General features: G+C 71.4%; 14 protein-coding genes. 5 read left to right on the top strand and 9 right to left on the bottom strand.

All coding sequences use genetic code 11. The features are described 5' to 3' along the window. The first annotated feature begins 130 nt into the window (after window positions 1–130). A complete protein-coding gene (locus tag CRV15_RS28290; protein WP_003955959.1) occupies window positions 131–403 on the top strand; it encodes an amidase family protein in 273 nt (90 codons plus the stop codon). Between the two features lie 30 nt (window positions 404–433). On the opposite strand, the gene CRV15_RS28285 is transcribed toward CRV15_RS28290, so the two are convergent. Both CRV15_RS28285 and CRV15_RS28280 read right to left on the bottom strand, forming a co-directional pair. Further along, window positions 434–1,168, bottom strand: coding sequence for a response regulator (locus CRV15_RS28285; protein WP_009998840.1), 735 nt, complete (start codon window positions 1,166–1,168; stop codon window positions 434–436). 98 nt (window positions 1,169–1,266) lie between these two features. Further along, window positions 1,267–2,457: a sensor histidine kinase gene (locus CRV15_RS28280; RefSeq protein WP_003962899.1), complete on the bottom strand. Its 1,191-nt coding sequence runs from the start codon at window positions 2,455–2,457 to the stop codon at window positions 1,267–1,269. A gap of 241 nt (window positions 2,458–2,698) precedes the next feature. On the opposite strand from CRV15_RS28280, the gene CRV15_RS28275 reads away from it, so the two are divergent. From CRV15_RS28275 to CRV15_RS28265, 3 genes are all read left to right on the top strand, one after another. Next, window positions 2,699–4,954, top strand: coding sequence for an MMPL family transporter (locus tag CRV15_RS28275; protein ID WP_003955963.1), 2,256 nt, complete (start codon window positions 2,699–2,701; stop codon window positions 4,952–4,954). A 65-nt stretch (window positions 4,955–5,019) separates the two neighbouring features. After that, window positions 5,020–6,162: a serine hydrolase domain-containing protein gene (locus CRV15_RS28270; protein WP_003962898.1), complete on the top strand. Its 1,143-nt coding sequence runs from the start codon at window positions 5,020–5,022 to the stop codon at window positions 6,160–6,162. A gap of 573 nt (window positions 6,163–6,735) precedes the next feature. Beyond that, window positions 6,736–10,164, top strand: coding sequence for a S8 family peptidase (locus CRV15_RS28265; protein WP_009998838.1), 3,429 nt, complete (start codon window positions 6,736–6,738; stop codon window positions 10,162–10,164). Between the two features lie 495 nt (window positions 10,165–10,659). Here CRV15_RS28265 and CRV15_RS28260 read toward each other — a convergent pair whose 3' ends face one another. Then, on the bottom strand, window positions 10,660–10,851 hold the full coding sequence (locus CRV15_RS28260; RefSeq protein WP_009998835.1) for a hypothetical protein: 192 nt from the start codon (window positions 10,849–10,851) through the stop codon (window positions 10,660–10,662). Between the two features lie 94 nt (window positions 10,852–10,945). On the opposite strand from CRV15_RS28260, the gene CRV15_RS28255 reads away from it, so the two are divergent. Then, window positions 10,946–11,563 (top strand): GNAT family N-acetyltransferase, encoded by a 618-nt coding sequence (locus CRV15_RS28255; RefSeq protein WP_003955966.1) that lies wholly within the window; start codon window positions 10,946–10,948, stop codon window positions 11,561–11,563. 629 nt (window positions 11,564–12,192) lie between these two features. Here CRV15_RS28255 and CRV15_RS28250 read toward each other — a convergent pair. From CRV15_RS28250 to CRV15_RS28225, 6 genes are all read right to left on the bottom strand, one after another. Beyond that, complete coding sequence (locus tag CRV15_RS28250; RefSeq protein ID WP_003955969.1) at window positions 12,193–13,023, bottom strand: class I SAM-dependent methyltransferase; 831 nt, start codon at window positions 13,021–13,023, stop codon at window positions 12,193–12,195. After that, window positions 13,020–14,453 (bottom strand): cysteine desulfurase, encoded by a 1,434-nt coding sequence (locus CRV15_RS28245; protein WP_003955970.1) that lies wholly within the window; start codon window positions 14,451–14,453, stop codon window positions 13,020–13,022. The genes CRV15_RS28250 and CRV15_RS28245 overlap by 4 nt, the downstream gene beginning before the upstream one ends. Then, entirely contained in the window at window positions 14,440–15,822 is a 1,383-nt protein-coding gene (locus CRV15_RS28240) for a family 2B encapsulin nanocompartment shell protein (RefSeq protein WP_009998833.1), read from the bottom strand. The genes CRV15_RS28245 and CRV15_RS28240 overlap by 14 nt, the downstream gene beginning before the upstream one ends. A 475-nt stretch (window positions 15,823–16,297) precedes the next feature. Beyond that, window positions 16,298–16,504 carry an RICIN domain-containing protein gene (locus CRV15_RS36960; protein WP_078504804.1) on the bottom strand — a complete coding sequence of 69 codons (207 nt, stop codon included), beginning with the start codon at window positions 16,502–16,504 and terminating at the stop codon, window positions 16,298–16,300. 325 nt (window positions 16,505–16,829) lie between these two features. After that, the gene (locus tag CRV15_RS28230) at window positions 16,830–17,348 is read right to left on the bottom strand and encodes a helix-turn-helix domain-containing protein (RefSeq protein ID WP_003962890.1); all 519 of its coding nucleotides are present in this window, start codon (window positions 17,346–17,348) and stop codon (window positions 16,830–16,832) included. Between the two features lie 670 nt (window positions 17,349–18,018). Further along, complete coding sequence (locus CRV15_RS28225; RefSeq protein ID WP_003955976.1) at window positions 18,019–19,461, bottom strand: short-chain fatty acyl-CoA regulator family protein; 1,443 nt, start codon at window positions 19,459–19,461, stop codon at window positions 18,019–18,021. Window positions 19,462–19,570: the final 109 nt, after the last annotated feature.

Genomic DNA, 19,570 nt, shown 5'->3' with positions numbered 1-19,570 from the left:
GACGGCTGCGGGTTCGAGCACGGTGGGTCGGCCTGGGCGATCAGGGCGCGCGGCGCGGCGGTGGGCGTGCCCCCGGGCCGGGGCACCGGAGGAGGCAGGGCCAAGCCGTCGGCGACGGCCGGGCCGGTCTTTGCTGTGGAACGGGATCATCGTCGACCCGGCGGGTCTGACGTCCACTGTCGGCGTGCGGCCCACGTTGGGTGTGGCGAGCCGTACCGGCATTGTGCCGATCTCCTCCCGTCACGACACCCCGGGGCCCGTGGCCCGCAATGTCACCGACGCCGCGCTCACCCTCGCGGCGATCGCCGGCACCGATCCGGCCGACCCGGACACCGCTGCCGCCGCCGGAGCCCTGCCCGCCGACATCGGCGAGGCGCCGCGTCACCTGCCCAGCGTCGGGTGAGTGTGTCGTCCGTGCCGGGGGTGGTTCTCGTTATTCGCGTTCGCCTGCTCTGACCAGGCCTGCTTCGTATGCGGCGATCACTGCCTGTGCCCGGTCGCGGACCTGGAGTTTGGCGAAGAGCGCGGTGATGTGGTTCTTCACCGTCGACGGGCTGACGAACATCTCCGCGGCGATCCCGGTGTTGTCCAGGCCGGCGGCGATCAGCCGCCACACCTCCCGCTCGCGGGGCGTCAGCCCGTCCGGGACGCCCGTGGGTCCGGTCCCGGCGGCGGGCGTCGCGGGGCGTTGGGGGACTGTGACGTAGGAGGAGATGAGGCGGGTCAGCAGGCGTGGGGCGACCACCGCTTCGCCGGTGTGGACCACGTGCAGTGCGGTGACGAGTTCTTCGGGTGAGATGTCCTTGGGCAGGAAGCCGCAGGCGCCCGCGCGCAGTGCGGCGACCACGTGTTCGTCCATGTCGAAGGTGCTCAGTGCCAGTACCCGGCAGTCCGGCACCTGCCGGGTGAGCTGTTCTGTTGCGGCGATGCCGTCCAGGACGGGCATGCGGATGTCCATGATGATGACGTCGGGCCGCAGCCGCTGTGCGAGTTCCACGGCCTGTGCGCCGTCGGCGGCCTCGCCGACGACCTCGACGGAGGGTTCGGGACCGAGCATGAGCACCAGGCCGCGGCGGACCAGGAGCTGATCGTCCGCGATCAGCACACGGATGACGGACCCCGCCGCACCCGCACCTGCCGTGTCCGCCCCGCCCGCACCCTCCGTCATCCCGCCCCTGCCCTCTGCCGTCCCGCTCACCGCAGCCGCACCCTCTGTCGCCCCGCCCGTACCGTCTGTCGTCCCGCCGGTACCGTGTGTCGTCCCGCTCACCGCAGTGCTCCCTCTTCGTCCGGCAGCGGCAGGCGGGCCGTGACCCGGTAGCCCCGTCCCTCGCGCCGGCCGGTCTCCAGGGACCCGCCGTGCAGCCCGACACGTTCACGCATACCGATCAGACCGTAACCGGAACCGGGCGCGGGACCGGGACCGCCGGCCGGCCCCTCCCCGTCGTCCAGTACCTCCACCGTCACGCCGCGATCCCCGTACGTCAGACACACACGCGCGCGGGCGCCCCTGCCCGCATACCTGCGGGCATTGGTCAGCGCTTCCTGCACGACACGGAACACCGTCAGCTCCACACCCGCCGGCAGCGGCCGCGCATCCCCCCGCACCACGAACTCCACCGGCAGCCCCGCCGCACACGACTCGGCGACCACCCGCTCCAGATCGGCGACACCGGGCTGCGGCGCAATCGTCTCCTCCCCCGCCCCGTCACCCGCCCGCAGCACACCGAGAAGCTGCCGCAACTCATGCAACGCCGTACGCCCCAGACCCTCCAGAGTGACCAGCGCATCCCGCGCAACCTCCGGATTCCGGTCGAGATTCGCACGAGCGCCCCCCGCCATCAACTGCATCGTCGTCACATGGTGACTCACGATGTCATGCATCTCACGGGCAATACGACGCCGCTCATCAGCCAACGCGCGCTCAGCAAGCAACCCACGGTACGCCTCGGCCTCCCGCTGCCAGCGGTTCATCACGAGCCCGGCGACGACCACGAACAGCACGGCCGCGCAGTTCCCCGCCAGCTTCATGAGGGAGCTCTGGGACCAGGGCTCCCGCACGACCAGCGGCAGCGCCACGCACACCAGGGCCGCCGGTACGTAGTGGGCGGGCCCCCGGGCGCGTACGAGGGAGTAGAGGGCGACGATCATGGCGGCGTTGAAGCCCTGACCCACCGGCCAGCTCAGATGGACGGCGAGCCCGATGGTCAGGACGGCGGCCAGGGTGAGCAGCGGGGCCCGCCGCCGGGCGAGGAGCGTCAGGGCGGACACCGTCATCAGCAGACAGCCGGCCACGGGGACGAAGCCCTGGACGCTCTGACTGGTGAGGGTGAAGCCGATCAGGTCGAGGGCCGCCGCGCCGACCGCGACGAGGGCGTCGTTGCGGGTCCAGGGCAGGGCGTCGCCGACGGGCGGTCGGTCGCGCCGCGCGGCGGGCGTGGTGTGGGACGTGGGCATCGTGTTCCTTCCTCGGCCATCTCGACACCCATTCTCCCTGGTCGCCGGCCCAGACTGTGGAGCCCGAGGGCGATCCCGACCTGGGAGCAGGCTCCTGGGCGGGGGCCTCGCGGCACCGTACTCCCAATCTCCATCTCATTCCCGGATCGGACGATCCGGCGCGTTCCCGCTGATGTGCTGAAGGCAGGCCGGAAAGCCCCGGCGACCCCACCTCTTCGCCACCCCCTGCCGGAGGCCAGCTGTGATCCGCGCCCTGACCGGGTTCTCCACCCGCCATCCCTGGAAGATCGTCGCCCTGTGGTCGGTGATCGGCATCTTCCTCGCCCTGGTCGCCGGAGTGCTGACGCCCCGCGTGACGCAGGCCGCCGGCGGCGACTTCCTGCCGAAGAGCTACGACTCGGCCGCCGCCCTCCAGGTCGCCGAGGAGAAGTTCGGCGTGACGTCCGACACCAGCACGCTCACCGTCCTGGTCGGCAGGCCCGACGGCGAACCGCTGACCGGACCCGACCAGAAGCACCTGGCGTCCGTCGCGAAGGAGCTCGGCAGCCGCCGCGTGACCATGCCGGACTCGCAGGACACCCCGACGAAGTCCGACGACCAGATCCCGTTCCTGGCCACGGACCACTCGCAGAAACCCAAGGTCAGCGTGGGCATGACCGCCCCGGACCGCACCTTCGCACTGCTGTCGGTACGGCTTGAGGGCAACACCGCCGACACCGGCATGCACAATCTGTTCCGGGCCTTCCGCGAGCAGGCCGAGGACGCCTTCGCCGAAGTGGATCTGCGGACCGGGTTCACCGGCGGCCTCGCCGACCACGTCGACACCCGCGACGCCGAGGAGTCCGTCCAGCGCGTCGTCGGCCTGCTGATGCTGGGCCTGATCGTGCTGGTGAACGTGCTGGTGTTCCGCAGCCTGTGCGCCGCGTTCATCCCGCTGCTCGCGGTCGTGATCGTGGGTGGTGCGGCGACCGGCGTCATCGTCGTCGGCGCCCTGCTCACCGGCATCAAGCTGGACACCTCGACGCCCAGCATGATCGGCGTCGTCCTCATCGGCATCGGTGTCGACTACTTCCTGTTCCTGCTCTTCCGCTTCCGTGAGCTGCTGCGGGAACGCCCCGACGTGGCCCCGCGCGCCATCGCCGCCGAGGTCGGCTCCCGCGTCGGCACCGCCATCACCTCCGCCGCCCTCACCATCGTGGCCGCCTTCGCCACCCTGGGTATCGCGACCTACGAAGGGTTCCGGGTGCTCGGGCCCGCCGTGGCCGTGTCCGTGCTCGTGATGCTCCTGGCCAGCCTCACACTGATGCCCGCCCTGCTCGCGATCACCGGCCGCCGCATGTTCTGGCCCTCCCACGCCCTGAAGCGCGCATCGCGCCCCGGGCTCGCCGGGCGGACCGGCGACTTCGTGGCCCGCGCGCCGCTGACCTCGATCCTCTGCTCCGTCGCCCTGCTCGGTGCGCTCGCTGTGGGCATGACCGGCACCCGCATGGACTTCGGCCAGGGCGGCACCCACCACGAGACCGAGGCCGCGACCACCGCCGCCGAGATCGCCCGCGCACTTCCGGCCGGTGTGTCCGACCCGGCCACCGTCTACCTCACGGCCCCCGAGGGCGACCGGGTCTCCACCGCGTCCCTCGGCGAACTCTCCGGAGAGCTGACCCGCGTCGAAGGCGTCGGCAAGGTGGGCGCACCTGTCCTCAACGAGCAGCGCGACGCCGCCCGCATCGACCTCTACCTGACGGCCGACTCCCAGACGCAAGCGGCCCGCGACCTGGTCTCGGGGCCGGTGCGAGACACCGTCGCCGCCCACACCCCGAAGGGCATGGAGGCCCATGTCGGCGGCACGGCGGCGATCTTCGCGGACATCTCCAGCGCCGTCGACAAGGACCTGAAGACCGTCTTCCCCGTGGCGGCCGGCCTGATCGCGCTGATCCTGCTGGTACTGCTGCGCAGTGTGCTCGCCCCGGTCGTGCTGCTGCTCTCCGTGGGCCTGTGCTTCGCCGCCACGCTCGGCTCCGCGACGCTCGTCTTCCAGCACGCGCTCGACAAGCCCGGCGTCAACTTCGTCCTGCCGCTCGTGCTGTTCCTCTTCGTCGTCGCGATCGGCACCGACTACAACATCCTGATCAGCGACCGCATCCGCGAGGAGATGGAGGGCCCGCGCACGGCCCGCGCCGCCGTCGCCCGTGCCGTACGCCACACCGCACCGGCCATCGCCACCGCGGGCATCGTCCTCGCCGCGTCCTTCGGCAGCCTCGCCATCGGCTCGAACGCCTCCACACAGCAGATCGGCTTCGCGACAGGGCTCGGGATACTGCTGTCCGCTTTCGTCCTCTCGATCGTGCTCGTCCCGGCGGCGGCAGCGCTGCTCGGCCGCCGCATCTGGTGGCCGGTACGCCCCCGCAGGCGCCACGGCCACAGCGGGCACGCGGAGCCGGCCGCACCCGTACGCACCACCGCCGACCACCATCCGGAGTCCCCTACGACCACCGGCTGATCCACCCCTGGCCCAGGCCCGACCGACGAAAGGGCCGGGGCCGACCCGACACAAGGGAGCAACTCATGTCCGTATCCCCCCGCGCCGCCTTCCGAGCGGCCACGCTGACCGCGCTCGCCGCCCTCACCGCGGGCCTCGCCACCGCCCCCGCGGCCTCCGCGGGGACCACCGCCCGCACCCCCGACCCCGTACAGCGGGAGCTGGACACCCTGGTCCGCGCCGGCGGTGCGCCCGGCGCCCTGGCCGGGGTCGTACAGGCCGACGGCAAGGTACGGCACTACACCTCAGGCGTCGGCAACCTGGCGACCGGTGCCAAGGTGCCCCGCGACGGCTCGATCCGGATCGGCAGCAACACCAAGGCGTTCACGGCGACGGTCGTGCTGCAACTGGTCGGCGAGGGCAAGGTCGCCCTTGACGAGCCGGTGGACACCTACCTTCCCGGGCTGCTGCGCGGTGAGGGCATCGACGGCCGGAAGATCACGGTCCGCCAGCTCCTCCAGCACACCAGCGGACTCCCCGAGTACCTGGACAAGCAGGCGGCGCTCGCCGATCCGCACCGCTACTACGAGCCCCGCGAACTGCTCGACCGCGCCCTCGACCGCCCGGCCGACTTCGCTCCCGGGGCGAAGTGGTCGTACAGCAACACCAACTACGTCGTCGCCGGACTGCTCGTGCAGAAGGTGACGGGCCGCCCGCTGGGCGAGGAGATCGAGAAGCGGATCGCCGACCGCGTCGGGCTGCGCCACACCTATCTCCCGGCGCCCGGCGACATGTCGATCCGGGGCAAGCACCCGCACGGCTATCAGAAGCTCGCCACCGACGGCCCCTGGCGTGACTTCACCAAGATGGACCCCTCCTGGGGCTGGGCGGCGGGCGCCATGGTCTCCACCAACAGTGACCTCAACCGTTTCTACAGTGCGCTCTTCTCCGGCCGCCTCCTCGCTCCGGCCCAGCTCGCCGAGATGCGTGACACGGTCCCGGTCGACCCCGAGGCCCCGACCGGCGCCCGCTACGGCCTGGGCGTCCAGAGCACCCCGCTGAGCTGCGGCGGCCACTACTGGGGCCACGGCGGCGGCATCCCCGGCTTCAGCACGCTCGGCGGTGTCACCGCGGACGGCCGCGCGGTGAACGTCACGGTCACCACCATCCCGGACGGCGCGACGACCGCGCGGGCGGTGGCGGTCGTGGACAAGGCACTGTGCCGCTGACGGACGCGGACGTTCTTGGCAAACACCTGCCCCGCCACACCTCGGCCCGAGGTGTGGCGGGGCAGGTGCGCCGATGCTGTCGGGCCGCCGCTTCCGTCGTTCACGCCCACTCGCACGGGACCGTGGCCGCGGCGGCCAGCCGGGGTATCAGGTGACGGGACACCCCTGACGCCCGGTCCGAGCCGGGCGTGACAACCTCACCCTCGGCGTCCCCCGGTGGCGCGCCCGGACCAACCTCCACCCCCGACGAGAAGCCCTACCAGCGCCACGGGCAGCTGGCGGACGGATAAGCGGCCTGGTGCCGTCCACGGCGCCGGTCCCCTGGACGAATCAGGACACGTGCGCCCGTACTTCCGCTGGGCCGCTCCCGACCGGGTTGGCGTGATCCCATCAGCCGGGTGCGGACCCGGGCATCGGCGGCCGACCTGCGCCCCTTCGTCGGCCGGGCCCTGCCGCAGCAACGGTTTCCGGCCATTCACGGACAGTGCGCCAACCAGCGCGGCCCTCCAGCCGGTTCCAGCGGGCAGGACGGCGGTACCAGCCGTCCCCGACCACGACCTTCCAGGGGGAAAGTTGCTTGCGAAACCCCATGGCCTGGGTATCGCCGCGCTCACCGCGGCGATATCGGTCGCTCTGCTCGCCGGAATGACCTCCGCGACGCCGAGCGCCGCCCAGCCGTCCGCCGCCGACGGCCCCACCCAGCAGACGCAGCAGACCCAGCACACACAGCAGAATCCGGACAAGAGGAAGACCCGGAAACCGGCCCGGTCCGTCACCCTGACCCTCATCACCGGCGACCGGGTCAGCGTCGCCACCGAAGGTGAGCAGCGGGGCCAGGTGACCGGTTTCCGGCCCGCCGAGGGCCGGGAGCGGATTCCCGTCCAGATCCGTACCGAGCGGGGCCACTCCATCGTGGTCCCGGCCGATGTCCGCGCCCTCCTCGACAGCGGCCGGCTCGACCGGCGGCTGTTCGACGTCACCGAACTCGCCGAGCCCCGCAACCGCGCCGCCCACCGCGCCGGGCTGCGCCTGATCGTCGGCTACGACAAGGGCCGGGCCGCGGCGGGCGCCCGCGCCGGGGTGCGCGCCGACGGCACCGAGGTCCGGCGGACGCTGACGGCCCTGAACGCGGAGGCCGTCACCGTCCCCGGCGGCCGGGCCGACGACCTGTGGGAGTCGCTCACCGCCGGGCGGGCGGACGGCGCCCGTACCACCGCCCCCGGCATCAGCCGGATCTGGCTCGACGGCGTCAACCGCGCCACGCTCTCCACCAGCACCGCCAAGATCGGCGCGCCGAAGGCGTGGCAGGCCGGGTTCGACGGTGCGGGCGTCACCATCGCCGTACTGGACACCGGGGTGGACGACACCCACCCCGATCTCCGGGGCCGGGTGAGCGCCGCCCGCAACTTCAGTGACTCGTCCGACACCAAGGACCGCTACGGCCACGGCACCCATGTGGCCTCGATCGCGGCGGGCGGCGGTGTCAAGTCCGCCGCGCACCGGGGCGTCGCCCCGGGCGCCCGGGTGATCAGCGCCAAGGTCCTCAACGACAAGGGCGAAGGACTGGACTCGGAGATCGTCGCGGGGGTGGAGTGGGCCGTGGCGCAGAACGCGGACATCCTCAACCTCAGCCTCGGCAAGGAGGACCAGCCCGGGATCGATCCCCTGGAAGAGGTCGTCAACCGGCTGTCCCAGGAACGGAACGTCCTCTTCGCCATCGCCGCGGGTAACGGCGCCACCGCGGGCATCGGCTCCCCGGGCTCCGCCGAGCACGCCCTCACCGTCGGCGCCACCGACGACCAGGACCGGCCCGCGGACTTCTCCGGCGTCGGACCGGTACGGGACTCGGGCGCCCTCAAGCCCGATGTCGCCGCCCCCGGAGTGGGCATCACCGCCGCCTCCGTGAAGGGCAGTGTGATCGAGCAGCAGGTGGGAGAGAGCCCCGAGGGCTATCTGACCATCGAAGGCACCTCGATGGCCGCCCCGCACGCCGCGGGCGCCGCGGCCCTGCTCAAGCAGAAGAACCCGGGGTGGGGCGCGAAGGAGCTGAAGGCCGTGCTGAGCGGTTCGGCGCAGGACGTCGGCGCCCTTCCGCACCTCCAGGGCAGCGGACGGATCGCGGTCGGCGCGGCGCTGGAGCAGAGCGTGATCGCCGACCGGCCCACCACCACCTTCGAGCGCCAGCTCTACCCGCACTCCGACAACAAGGTGGAGACCCGGCAGATCACGTACCGCAATCTCGGTACCGGGGACATCACCCTCGATCTGGCCCTCCGTACCCACCGCTCCGACGGCAGTCCCGCCCCGGACGGCCTCTTCACCCTCGGCGCGGAGAAGGTGATCGTCCCGGCGGGCGGCACCGCGTCCGTCGGCCTCACCGCCGACACCCGCCAGGGCGGCAGCGGCCTCCACACCGCCTCCGTCGCCGCGACCGGCGGCGGGCAGACCGTACGGACCACCGCCTCGGTCGATCTGGAGGTGGAGTCCTATGAGGTGACCGTCCGTCATATCGGGCGTGACGGTGCCCCGGGCCGCGACTTCGCCACCGAGCTGTACAGCCGTGGCTGGTACGGGATGACCTGGAAGGACCGGGACGCGGGCATCGCCGTGATCCGCGCGCCCAAGGGCACCTACACTCTCCAGGCCACCAACACCCTCGACCCCCGGGACGCCGCCAAGGGCGTCGACCTCCTCACGCAGCCCCGGCTGACGGTCGACCGTGCCATGGAGCTGACCGTGGACGCGCGCGCCGCCAAGCCGGTCACGTTCAGTGTCGGCGACGCGAAGGCCAAGCCGACCTTTATCGGCACCACCGCCGAGATCGGGCGGCCGGACAGCGGCTTCCACACCCGGCGGAACTATCTGGCCCGCACCATGGAGGGCCTGCGCACCGCACAGATCGGCCCGAAGGTCACCGATCTCCCCCTGAGCGAGGAGTGGTACACCACCTGGGCCAAGCCGACCGCGGCGAAGGGCGACACCGAGGAGTTCCGCACCGCGTCCGGCGGCAAGGTCGGCAAGCTCTCCACCGGCTACACCAAGCAGTACAAGGCGGGTGACTTCGCCACGGTCCGGGCGGGGATGGGCGGCTCGGCGAAGAACCGCCTCGGCAAGCTGAGTTCCTACTACTCCCTCGACGGCGGGAGGTTCGCGGGCTTCTTCACCCCGCTGGACCTGAAGAAGCTGCCGTACCGGCACACCGTGCACCTGGCCGCCCAGGGCAGGATCGACTGGTTCCTGGCGTACGACCAGGTCACCTGGATGGACGAGGGCGGCTTCTACGGCTCCGATGTCGGCCACTGGACGCCCGACCGCGCGGGGAAGGACTTCCGTCCCGGCAGGACCTACCGGATGGACTTCGGTTCCGCCGTCGCCTCCCCGTCCCTCAGCGGCGGCCCGGGACTCCACCGCAGGGGCAACGAGATCGCCGGTGACATCCCCAGCTTCGCCGACGGCGACAACCACGACGGCCGCTTCGCGGCCGACAGCCGTATCGAGCTGTACCGCGGCTCGACCAAGGTCGCCTCGCACAACGAGTCACTGGGGAGCGTCGAGAACCTCACGGTCCCGGCCGCCAAGGCCGAATACACACTGAAGACCTTCGACACCCGCACCCCGGACGTGGCCCGTGCCAGCAGCTCCGTCGAGGCGAGCTACACCTTCCGCTCCGCGCGGACGACGGGCGACACCTGGAACCGGCTGCCCCTGTCGACCGTCCGTTTCGGCGCGGACACCGCGCTCGACAGCACCGTCCCGGCGGGCAGGTCCCTGACCTTCCCGGTCACCGTCGACGGCGCAGCCGCCGGGCAGAAGCTCCGGAAGCTGACCGTCGAGTTCTCCACCGACCGTGGCAGGAGCTGGCGGAAGGCCACGGTCACCGACGGCCGGATCACGGTGAAGACCCCCGCGAAGGGCGCGAGCGTCTCGCTGCGGGCGTCCTTCCAGGACACCGCGGGCAACAAGGGCTCGGTGAAGGTGATCGACGCGTACTTCGCCCGGTAGCCGGTAGCCGGTAGCCGGTAGCCCGTCTGCCGGTCCGTACCTCTCTCCACCCGGGTCCGGCAGACCGTTCGCGGGCCGGACCCGGGGCCGGGACGGCCCCGCTGCCTGCCCGGTGAACGGCCCGAACACGAACCGGACACGGTTCGGGCCGTCCGCCGCCACCCCCTGGGAGTGTTCGTGGTGGTAGGCGTGCGTCTGCTCGGCGAGCAGCTGGGCCTTGGCGGGGGTGAAAGCAAGCGTCATCAGATCTCCCGTCCGGTGAGGGTGGATTCCGGTCTGTCCGGCTCCCCGCACCCCCGCGCCCGCCCCGAGGCATATGTGCCTGAGGCGGGTGCGGGCGCGAGGGAGGCAGTCGGCACGTGGTGTGGCCCGCGGAGCGCCCTGGCCAGGGCCAGGGCGCTTACCGCGGCCTGCTCACGGACCGCTTGCCGACCTCACGGACCCGCTCCGGCAACTTCCGGCGCTGCTCGTCGGTCATCCGGGTCGCGGTCGCGGTCATCGGGTACCCCCACGACCGGTGGAGGTGAGCGTGGACAGGGGCTGGCGGACGTCGCCGGGAGCCATCTCCGCCGGCGTCCGCCGCGCCTTCCGTCCAGCCGTCGCCGCGCGTCGGCCACCGTCCTCGGCGAGGTGCAGGACGAGACGGCGGAGCTGCTGGGCGGGTTCGTCGTGGGGTTCGAGCCACACCCGCTCCTCCTTGAGGCCCTGTGTCCCTGGTCGCAAGGGGTCTGTGGCATTTATCGGGGGGCTGTCGGGTGGGTCGGTCGGGCACAATGCGGTCATGGTTGATCATGTTCGAGATGCTTCGCGCCCGGATTTCCTCAGCAAGCCGTCGCTGGGCGGGGAGCAGGTACTGCTCCGGCCGGTCACGGCCGATGACGTGCCTGCGCTGATGCCCATGCTCATGGACGCCGAGACGTCACGGCTGACCGGCAGTCATGACGACGGGGCACTCGATGAGGGGCGCATACACGCCTGGTACGACAGCCGCCGGCAGCAGGACGACCGGCTGGACCTGGCGGTGGTCGATCTGGCGACGGGGAGCGTCGTCGGCGAGGCGGTCCTCAACGGGTGGGACCCGGGCAACGAGAGCTGCAGCTTCCGCATCTGTCTGGTGCCCGGGACTTATGGATCCGGTCTGGGGACGGAGGCGACCCGTCTGACCGTCGGCTACGGCTTCGAGAAGCTGGGGCTGCACCGCATCTCGCTGGAGGTCTACGCGTTCAACCCGCGAGCCCGCCGCGCCTACGAGAAGGCGGGGTTCGTCGCCGAGGGCGTACTGCGTGACGCACTGCTCTGGGAGGGCGAACGGGTGGACGCGACAGTGATGTCGATTCTGGCGCCGGAGTGGTTCCAGCACGGTGGACGCCCGGCAGCAACCGGCCACACGGCGGGCTGACCGTGCTGCTGGCGCGAGGCCGCCCGTTGAGAGGGAGGGTGAATCTCCGGCGGAAATGAAGTCGATCACGAACGAAGCCCTCACCGAACTCCAGCGTCGGCGCATCGCCGGGGAGGTCGAGACCCGGAGGGCGAAGGCGGGCGAGTTGCCGTCGCCCCTGCCTCGGTGGCAGGAATGCAAGAGGCAATGGGAAGCTGCGGATCAGCAGTCGTGATGACCCCTCGGGTGCTCGGCGCGTGGCACGACTGGGACACCGCGCGCCGGTAGTTGGCGGTGCTCGCTCCGGAGGTTTCGGCGCAGCGTCTCGGCGAGGTGGCTCAAAGGCTGACCTGAGCCCCTGTCGCGAGGCTCAGGTCAGCGGGGCTCCCGTCTCGGTCATCGTCCATCGAGGACGCGATCGGCGCCCACGTACAGCGCCCGTCACCGTCGCCCGGCTGACCTCCCTGCTTGAGCACACCTCCGCACACGCCCGCATCGTCGCCGCTGCCGCCCGCCCTCCCCCCAGCAGGGCATCGGCTCGCCGCCGCCGACCCGGCCGGGTGCCGACGGCGAACCTGCCTGCTGATCCTCGGAGAGTCGTCGGCTCCTCGGAGAGCCGTCGGCGGATCAGCGGCTGTCGACCGACGGGATCAGCGGGTGGCGAGGAGGATTTCGGTGCTGGTGGGGAGGGTGACGGCGGTTCCCTCCTGATACGGGGCGAGCCGCTCGTGGATGGTGGCCTCCAGGGCGAGGTGCTCGTCGGGGTCCAGGGCGGCGACCGTCTCGGCGAGGCTGGAGATGCGGTAGAGGCACATCAGGTCGTCGGTGCCGCCGGGGAAGGTGACGGACAAGGTGGCGCGATACTGCCGTACTCCGGTGAATCCAGCGTCTTCGACGGCCCGTACGGCCTCCTCGGGGGAGAGGCTGCACGGTTCGGTGAAGCATCCGGTCCGGTCGGGCCCGAGGACGGTGGCCACGGCGTGGTGGAGCGCGTCGAAGAGGGGGTTGTGGTCGATGGCGGACCAGAAGGCGACGGCGAGGGTGGCGCCGGGCCTGCCGACCCGGTACCACTCCGCCGCGGCGGCGGGCCGGTCGGGGAAGAACTGGAACCCCTGCTGGCAGGTGATCAGGTCGAAGGCGCCGTCGTCGATGCCCTCCAGCGGGGCAGCGCCGCTGAGGTGGTAGTCCTGCGGGGCCCCGGCCACGGCGGCCCTGGCGTTCGCCGCGTCCAGCATGGACGGGTTGATGTCAGTGCCGGTGACAGCGCCGGACTCGCCGAGCTGACCGGCGAGGACGCGCACCAGCGTACCCGGGCCGCAGGCGACATCGAGGGCCCGTCCACCGGGGCGGGGGCCGATGGCGCCGACGAGGAAGGCGGCCCAGGGATGGAAGATCGCCGGTACCGCGAGACGGTCGTACGCGGCACCGGGGTCGGGGTGAGCGGCGGTGGAACGCTCGTACCAGGTGGTCGTGATGGTCATACGAACTCCTCCGGGAGGGGATGCGGGGTGGAGCGGCCGGGCGCGGGGCTGTCAGCCGTGACCGGCGGGGCCAGAGGCGGCGCCCCGGACCGGCCGAGCGCGCCGACCGCCAGGGCGAGGGAGTCGATGTCGGCGTGGGTGTTGTAGAGCGCGAGCGAGGGCCGGACCACGCTGTCCAGTCCGAAGTGGCGCAGTGCGGGCTGGGCGCAGTGATGGCCGGAGCGGACGGCGATCCCCCGCCGGCCGAGCGCGGTGGCGACGGCGTCGGGCGGGACTCCGTCGAGGAGGAACGGGACGGCGCCCACCCGGCGCCGAGGATTTCCCACGACACGGACGCCGGGGAGCGCGGCCAGTCGTTCGGCGAGGTGCCGGGTGAGTTCCTCCTCGTGGACCGCTGCGGCGTGGCGGTCCAGGGAGTGCAGATGGCCGATGGCCGCCCGCAGCCCGACAGCTTCCGCGATGGGTCCGGTGCCCGCTTCGAACCTCTGGGGAACGGGGGCGTAGGTGCTGTTCTCGAAGGAGACGGTCTCGATCATTCCGCCGCCGGTCTGCCAGGGCGCCATGGTGTCGAGCAGCCCGGGCCTGGCGTACAGCGCGCCGATGCCGGTGGGCCCGAACATCTTGTGCCCGGACAGGACGTAGAAGTCGGCGCCGAGACGCTGGACGTCGACAGGAAACCGGCCGACCGCCTGCGCGCCGTCGACCAGGGTCAGCGCCCCGTGCCGGTGTGCCTCGTCGGCCATCCCGGCGACCGGCACCACCGTGCCGAGGACATTGGAGACCTGGGTGAGGGCGACGAGCCGGGTCCGCGGCCCCAGCAGCCGCCGGTAGGCGGCCTGGTCGAGATCGCCCCGGGCGTCGAGCGGCACCACCCGCAGGACGGCGCCGCGCTCTTGGGCGAGCACCTGCCAGGGGACGATGTTCGAATGGTGTTCCAGGGCGGTCAGCACGATCTCGTCCCCCGGGCCCAGGGCGCTTCGGCCCCAGCTGTGGGCGACCAGGTTGATGGCCTCCGTCGCCCCCCGGACGAAGACGATCCCGGCGGGGTCCGCAGTGCCCAGGAAGCGGGCGACGGCCGCCCTGGCCTCCTCGTACTCCTCGGTCGCGGCGATCGCCAGGGGGTGCGCGCCCCGGTGCACATTGGAGTTGCGGCTCGTGTAGAAGCCGCTGATCGCGTCGATGACCTGACGTGACTTCTGTGTGGTGGCCGCGTTGTCCAGCCAGATCAGCCGCTCCCCGCCGGCCTGGTGCGCCAGGATCGGGAAGTCCGCCCGGACGGCCTCGGGAGAGAACCCCGGTGCGGACCGCTCCGCCGTGACCGGCGGTCGCCGGGGCGGTGACCAGCGAGAACGGGCATCCGCCGGGCGGAGCCAGTACCGCCCGGTGCCCGCCACCGGCACCGGGGCGGGGGCGGAGTCAGCGAAGATCATGGTAGACGCCGACCTCGACATCATCCAGAACGGCGAGGGCATCGTCGACCAGGACCGCCGTGGAGAAGTAGGCGGTGACCAAGTGGGAGGCGATGCCCTTGCCGTCGGTGCCCATCGGAGTGACGGACAGCCCCGGCTCCTTCTGATGGGGCAGCTTCGCCGGCCGCAGCCCGATGACCCCCTGTTCCTCCTCGCCGACGCGCAGCAGCAGGATGCGGGTCCGCTCGCCGTGCTCGCCCTCCAGCGGGATCTTGTCCGTGGGGAAGAGCGGCACCCCGCGCCAGGTGAGGAAGGAACTGCCGAACGCCTCCAGGATGACCGGCGGCACACCCCGGCGGGTGCACTCACGGCCGAAGGCAGCGATCGCCCGGGGATGGGCGAGGAAGAAGGCGGGCTTCTTCCACACCCGGGTGAGCAGTTCGTCCAGATCGTCCGGTCCTGGCGGCCCGGAGCGGGTGGTGACCCGCTGCCCCGGCGGCACGTTGTGGAGCAGCCCGAAGCCGGGGTTGTTGAGGATCTCGTACTCCTGCCGCTCCCGGACGGACTCCGCCGTCAGCCGGAGCTGCTGCTCCAACTGGTCCATGGGGGAGTTGAAGACATCGCTGACCCGGGAGTGGACCCGCAGGATCGTCTGGGCGATCTGGATCTCGTACTCCCGGGGGTTCTCCTCGTAGTCGACAAAGGTCTGTGGCAGCGGGGGTTCCCCCTGGTGCCCGGCGGCGACCTCGCTCGGCGCCCCGCCGCCGTCGGTGCTCGGCGCGGCCCGGAACTCCTCGACCGCCCGTAACAGCTCCGCATCCTGTCCGGCGAGGTCGAGAAGGCGGTCCCGCTCGATGCCGAGCAGGACGCAGGAGGTCAGGGCGGTGACGCCGTAGGGGACTTCGGTGCCGCGCAGCCACGCGCCGGCGTCGAAGTGGTCCCCGGCGGTGAGCAGTGCGAGAACGGCGTCCTGGCCGTAAGGGCCGCTGGCCCGCTTCTCGGCCTTGCCGTGGGCGATGATCCAGAGCCGGTCGGGCCGGGTGCCGGGGGACAGCAGGACCTGGCCCGGCTCGGCGGTCTCCTGGACGAACAGGTCCGCGATTCCGGCCAGCCGTTCTTCCTCCACCCCGCGCAGGAAGGGCAGTTCCCTCAGTTCCTCGGGGATGACACGGGCCTGTTCGCCGGTGAAGTAGGTGTCGATGCGGCCGTCGCCGAGCACAAAGCTCAGACATCGGTTCACCCGCAGGAATCCGGACTCCAGATCGGTCCAGGGCAGCAGGCGCAGCAGCCAGCGTGGCGTGATCGACGCGAGCTGCGGAATGGTCTTGGTCGTGGTGGTCAGTGTCCTGGCGGCTTTGACGCTCAGGCTCTGCTGGATCGTCTCGGTCATGACAGCACCCTTCAACGGGACGGGGAACACAGGGCCTCACCGGCCCGGTGCCCGTCTACCTCCAGGACGCTAGCCAGGACTGATCCGCCAGCCGGAAGAAAATGACCCTCTTGTCATCTGATCGGATGCTTCTGCGTTCATCATTGTTTGAAGGACCAAAAACCTGGTTTCTCCGGATACTTCCGGCTGTTCGCCACTACTCCGGGCCGTGCCGGAGTCGGCGGCCGAGGAGGAGCAAGGCCAGGAGCAGCCGCTGGCGCTGGAGGAGCCGAGCCGGGAGCAGGTCATCGACCCTGCACTTGGCCTTCGACGGCCTGGCAAACCCAGGACCGGGCCGGTCGGCCTTCGGCGAGGTCGTCCAGCACGGTGACGCCCTCGCGGCGGAGTGAGCCGCGCCGCCCCCGCGTGGTGCGGAGGCGGCGCGGCGATCAGCGGAAATCGGGCGCGGGCGCGGAGAGGACCGGCCCGCGGATGGTCACAGCCAGTTCTGGTGGACGGACTGGTTGCAGGTGTTGAGACGCACTCCGGCGGAAATGCTGCCGTCCAGGCACATGCCCGACTGGCTGTGCCGCAGGGCATTCCCCACCTGGGTCCAGCTCTGGTAGGCGCCGGTGTTACAGGTGTTGAGGCGTATGCCCTGCGAGACACTGCCGTCGAGACACCTGCCCGACTGCTGGTGGATAAAGGCGGACGCGGTCGGCGCCGCCTGAGCCGGAGCGGCCAGGACAGAACCTATTCAGAGAGCGGCCGCCGTCGTCGCCAGAGTGATACCCGCGGTGCGACCCAGATTCTTGAACATGAATGAACCACCCAATCCCATTCGGTGATATGTCCATGGGGTCCGGCGGCGTGCCGGTCCCCTTCCGGAATCTTTCAAGTCGGCAGTCTAGGAAGGCGAAAGGGGCGAGAGTGTTCCCCGTGTGCAGAGTTCTTGGCGATCTCTGTAGTGGGCTCTGTGACGGAAGTGCGCACCGTGTCCCGCGGAGTTCCAGCTTCCCGCAGGACCGTCAGACGATGGGCGCGGAGACGCGGAACGCCGCGGCGGCGACCGCCGTACCGGGTACGGCACCGTCCGCGCCCCGCCCGCGCCGCTGCCGGTACGCGCGCGGGGAGACACCGTACTTCTCGCGGAACGCCTTGCTGAAGGTGCTGGGGCTGGAGAAGCACCAGCGCGCCGCGACCAGATGGATGGGCAGTGAGGTGTGGACGAGATCGTCCCGGCAGCGTTCGAGACGGCGGTGGCGTATGGACGCCGTGACGCTCAGACCCCGGCCGTCGAACAGCGAATAGAGCCAGCGCACGGAGATGTGGTGATGGACCGCGATGCGCCGGGGAGTCAGCAGGGGATCTCTGAGGTGCTGATCGATGAACGCGTCGATGCGGTCGAGCAGCGCCGACTGCGGGGACGGCTCCGGAATCGCGCCCGGGGCCGCTGGGAGAGAGGGGGCCGGTTCCGTGTAGGCGGCGTGGAGCCGTCCCGCGGCATCGGCGTAGCTCTCGATCCGGGTATCAATCGTGATCTTCATGACTGAACGGGTACTCCTCTCGCGTTGTTCGGGGTACACAAATGGATCAGGCCATGCGTGAGAACGGTTCCGGAGGACGGTGGACCGCTCTGACCTGTGGTGTCCCAGGCAAACAGGGCGGGCGGAGGGTCCGACAGACGATTTCTCGCGCCGGGACAATGGCTCAATGGGCCCTTCTGGCCGGGCGGAAGATAGCTGAAGATAGTTGTGGGGCGGGGCTCCGGCGATTTTTCCTGCCCGACCGGAGGCGCCGTGAGACTCGTGAATCCGCAGGCGGACTCGGTGTAGAGGCCATCCGGGTATCGCGGAACTGCCGCTGGACATCCGGGCTCGGCGCGGGCCGCCGATCGTTTGGACGGTCCCATGGGAGCCCGTTCGCAATGGGACATGAGGCGTGTTCCGGCCGTGATAGGACCAGACGATCTACGTCCGATTCAGTACGCCAGTAGATGTAGTTTTCCTGCATCCGCTCGGGGCGGTGCGGGCGGTCCACGACCGGCTCAGCCACTCGGACTCACCGGCCGCGCAGGCCATGGGCCCGCCCCGCCTCGACCTCGTCGACACCGACGCGCTACCCGAGGGCGAGCGCCCGGTGGTGGACTGCCTGCGCGGGGCACCGGCATCCCCGGTACGCCATCACCGCGAGGGAACGATCCGAGCGTCCGCGCCGTCATGGACGGACACGCTCCACCGGGTACGGCACATAGGTCCGCCGGTCCGGGTCGATGGCCAGCCGTCCCCCGGCAGGCGGACGGGCCCGTTGCGCGCAGTCCCGCCGCTCACAGATCCGGCAGCCCAGACCGATGGGTGTCGCGGCCCGGGGCGCGTCCAGCGCGACGCCCTCGGCGTAGACGAGCCGGTGCGCGTGCTGCAGCTCGCAGCCGAGCGCGACGGCGAACTCGGCGCGCGGCGCGTGGTGCCCGAAACCGCCCCGGGTGACGGTCCGGGCGATCCAGAAGTACCGCTTGCCGTCAGGCATCTCCGCGACCTGGGTCAGTATCCGGCCGGGCGCGGAGAACGCCTCGTACACCGTCCACAGCGGGCAGGTCCCGCCGAGCCGGGAGAAGTGGAAGTCGGTCGCGGACTGGCGCTTGGAGATGTTCCCGGCACGGTCCACCCGCAGGAAGGAGAAGGGCACTCCCCGGCACCCGGTGCGCTGGAGCGTGCTCAGCCGGTGGCAGACCGCCTCGAAGCCGACACCGAAGCGGGCGGAGAGCAGCTCGATGTCGTATCCGGCCTCCTCGGCGGCCTCGTGGAACGCGGTGTACGGCATCAGCAGCGCCCCCGCGAAGTAGTTCGCCAGACCGATCCGGGCCAGCGCCGTGGACTCCGGGGAGGTCAGCTCAGGCCCGTCACCGGCGAGCCGGCCGAGCAGCGGGCCGTGCTCCAGCAGCGCGAGCTGGGTCGCGAGCTGGAAGGCGCGCTGCCCGTCGCTCAGCCAGGGCGACAGGAACAGGACCCCGGACCCCGGGTCGTAGCGCCGGGTGTCGGACGACCGCCCCGGAGCCGTGCGGACGATCCTGACACCGTGCCGCCCGGTGAGCCGTTCGGCGATCGGATCGGCGGTGCGGCCCGGCCGCAGCTCCAGCGCCTCCGCCGTCCGCTCGGCCTCGGTGTCGAGCGGCCCGAAGTGGTTGTGGTGGGCGTAGAAGAAGTCCCGTACCTCGTCGTGCGGCTCACCCGGAGCCAGCCCGGCCTCACCGGACCGGGCCGGCGCCAGCGCGGTGGCCCGCTCCACGGTGTCACGGTAGCGGCGGTGCAGGGCCACCAGGGCGCGCGCCACCTCGGGGTGGTCCCGGGCCGCCTCATTGATCTCCTCCGCCCCCGGGAGCTCCGCCCCGCACGCCTCGTCCGCGAGCGCGGCCCGCAGATCGGTGGCGAGCCGGTCCTCGTCCGCCTCGGAGAAGTACTCGGGGTCGACGCCGAAGACCTCCGCGATCCGCAGCAGCACCGGGGCGGTCAGCGGGCGCTGGCTCTGTTCGAGCTGGTTGGCATAGCTGGTGGAGATGGCCAGGGCACGGGCCATCTCCACCTGGTTCATCCCGTGCTCGCGCCGGAGCCGCCGCAGCTTCGCATGGGCGTAGATCCTGCGTCCGGTCGGCCGTCGTCCCATGACCGCCTCCTCTCCGGCCGCCGCCGCACCGGGGCCGCGACCGCGCCACAGCTGCGAAGGTAGCATCCGCAGAATTCGCAGGTTCCGCAGAATCACGGATGGCCGCTGT

The organism is Streptomyces clavuligerus, assembly GCF_005519465.1.
In the GTDB taxonomy this organism is placed as follows: Bacteria; Actinomycetota; Actinomycetes; order Streptomycetales; family Streptomycetaceae; genus Streptomyces; species Streptomyces clavuligerus.
Note: the sequence above shows the minus strand (reverse complement) of the source record. Positions and strands in the feature narration are given on the sequence as shown.

Coding starts and splice junctions, on each gene's coding strand:
- CRV15_RS28250 (WP_003955969.1), bottom strand. CDS start 13,023: ATGACCATCACGACCACCTGGTACGAGCGTTCCACCGCCGCTCACCCC.
- CRV15_RS28270 (WP_003962898.1), top strand. CDS start 5,020: ATGTCCGTATCCCCCCGCGCCGCCTTCCGAGCGGCCACGCTGACCGCG.
- CRV15_RS28230 (WP_003962890.1), bottom strand. CDS start 17,348: ATGAAGATCACGATTGATACCCGGATCGAGAGCTACGCCGATGCCGCG.
- CRV15_RS28280 (WP_003962899.1), bottom strand. CDS start 2,457: ATGCCCACGTCCCACACCACGCCCGCCGCGCGGCGCGACCGACCGCCC.
- CRV15_RS28240 (WP_009998833.1), bottom strand. CDS start 15,822: ATGACCGAGACGATCCAGCAGAGCCTGAGCGTCAAAGCCGCCAGGACA.
- CRV15_RS28225 (WP_003955976.1), bottom strand. CDS start 19,461: ATGGGACGACGGCCGACCGGACGCAGGATCTACGCCCATGCGAAGCTG.
- CRV15_RS28255 (WP_003955966.1), top strand. CDS start 10,946: ATGGTTGATCATGTTCGAGATGCTTCGCGCCCGGATTTCCTCAGCAAG.
- CRV15_RS28285 (WP_009998840.1), bottom strand. CDS start 1,168: ATGACGGAGGGTGCGGGCGGGGCGGACACGGCAGGTGCGGGTGCGGCG.
- CRV15_RS28245 (WP_003955970.1), bottom strand. CDS start 14,453: ATGATCTTCGCTGACTCCGCCCCCGCCCCGGTGCCGGTGGCGGGCACC.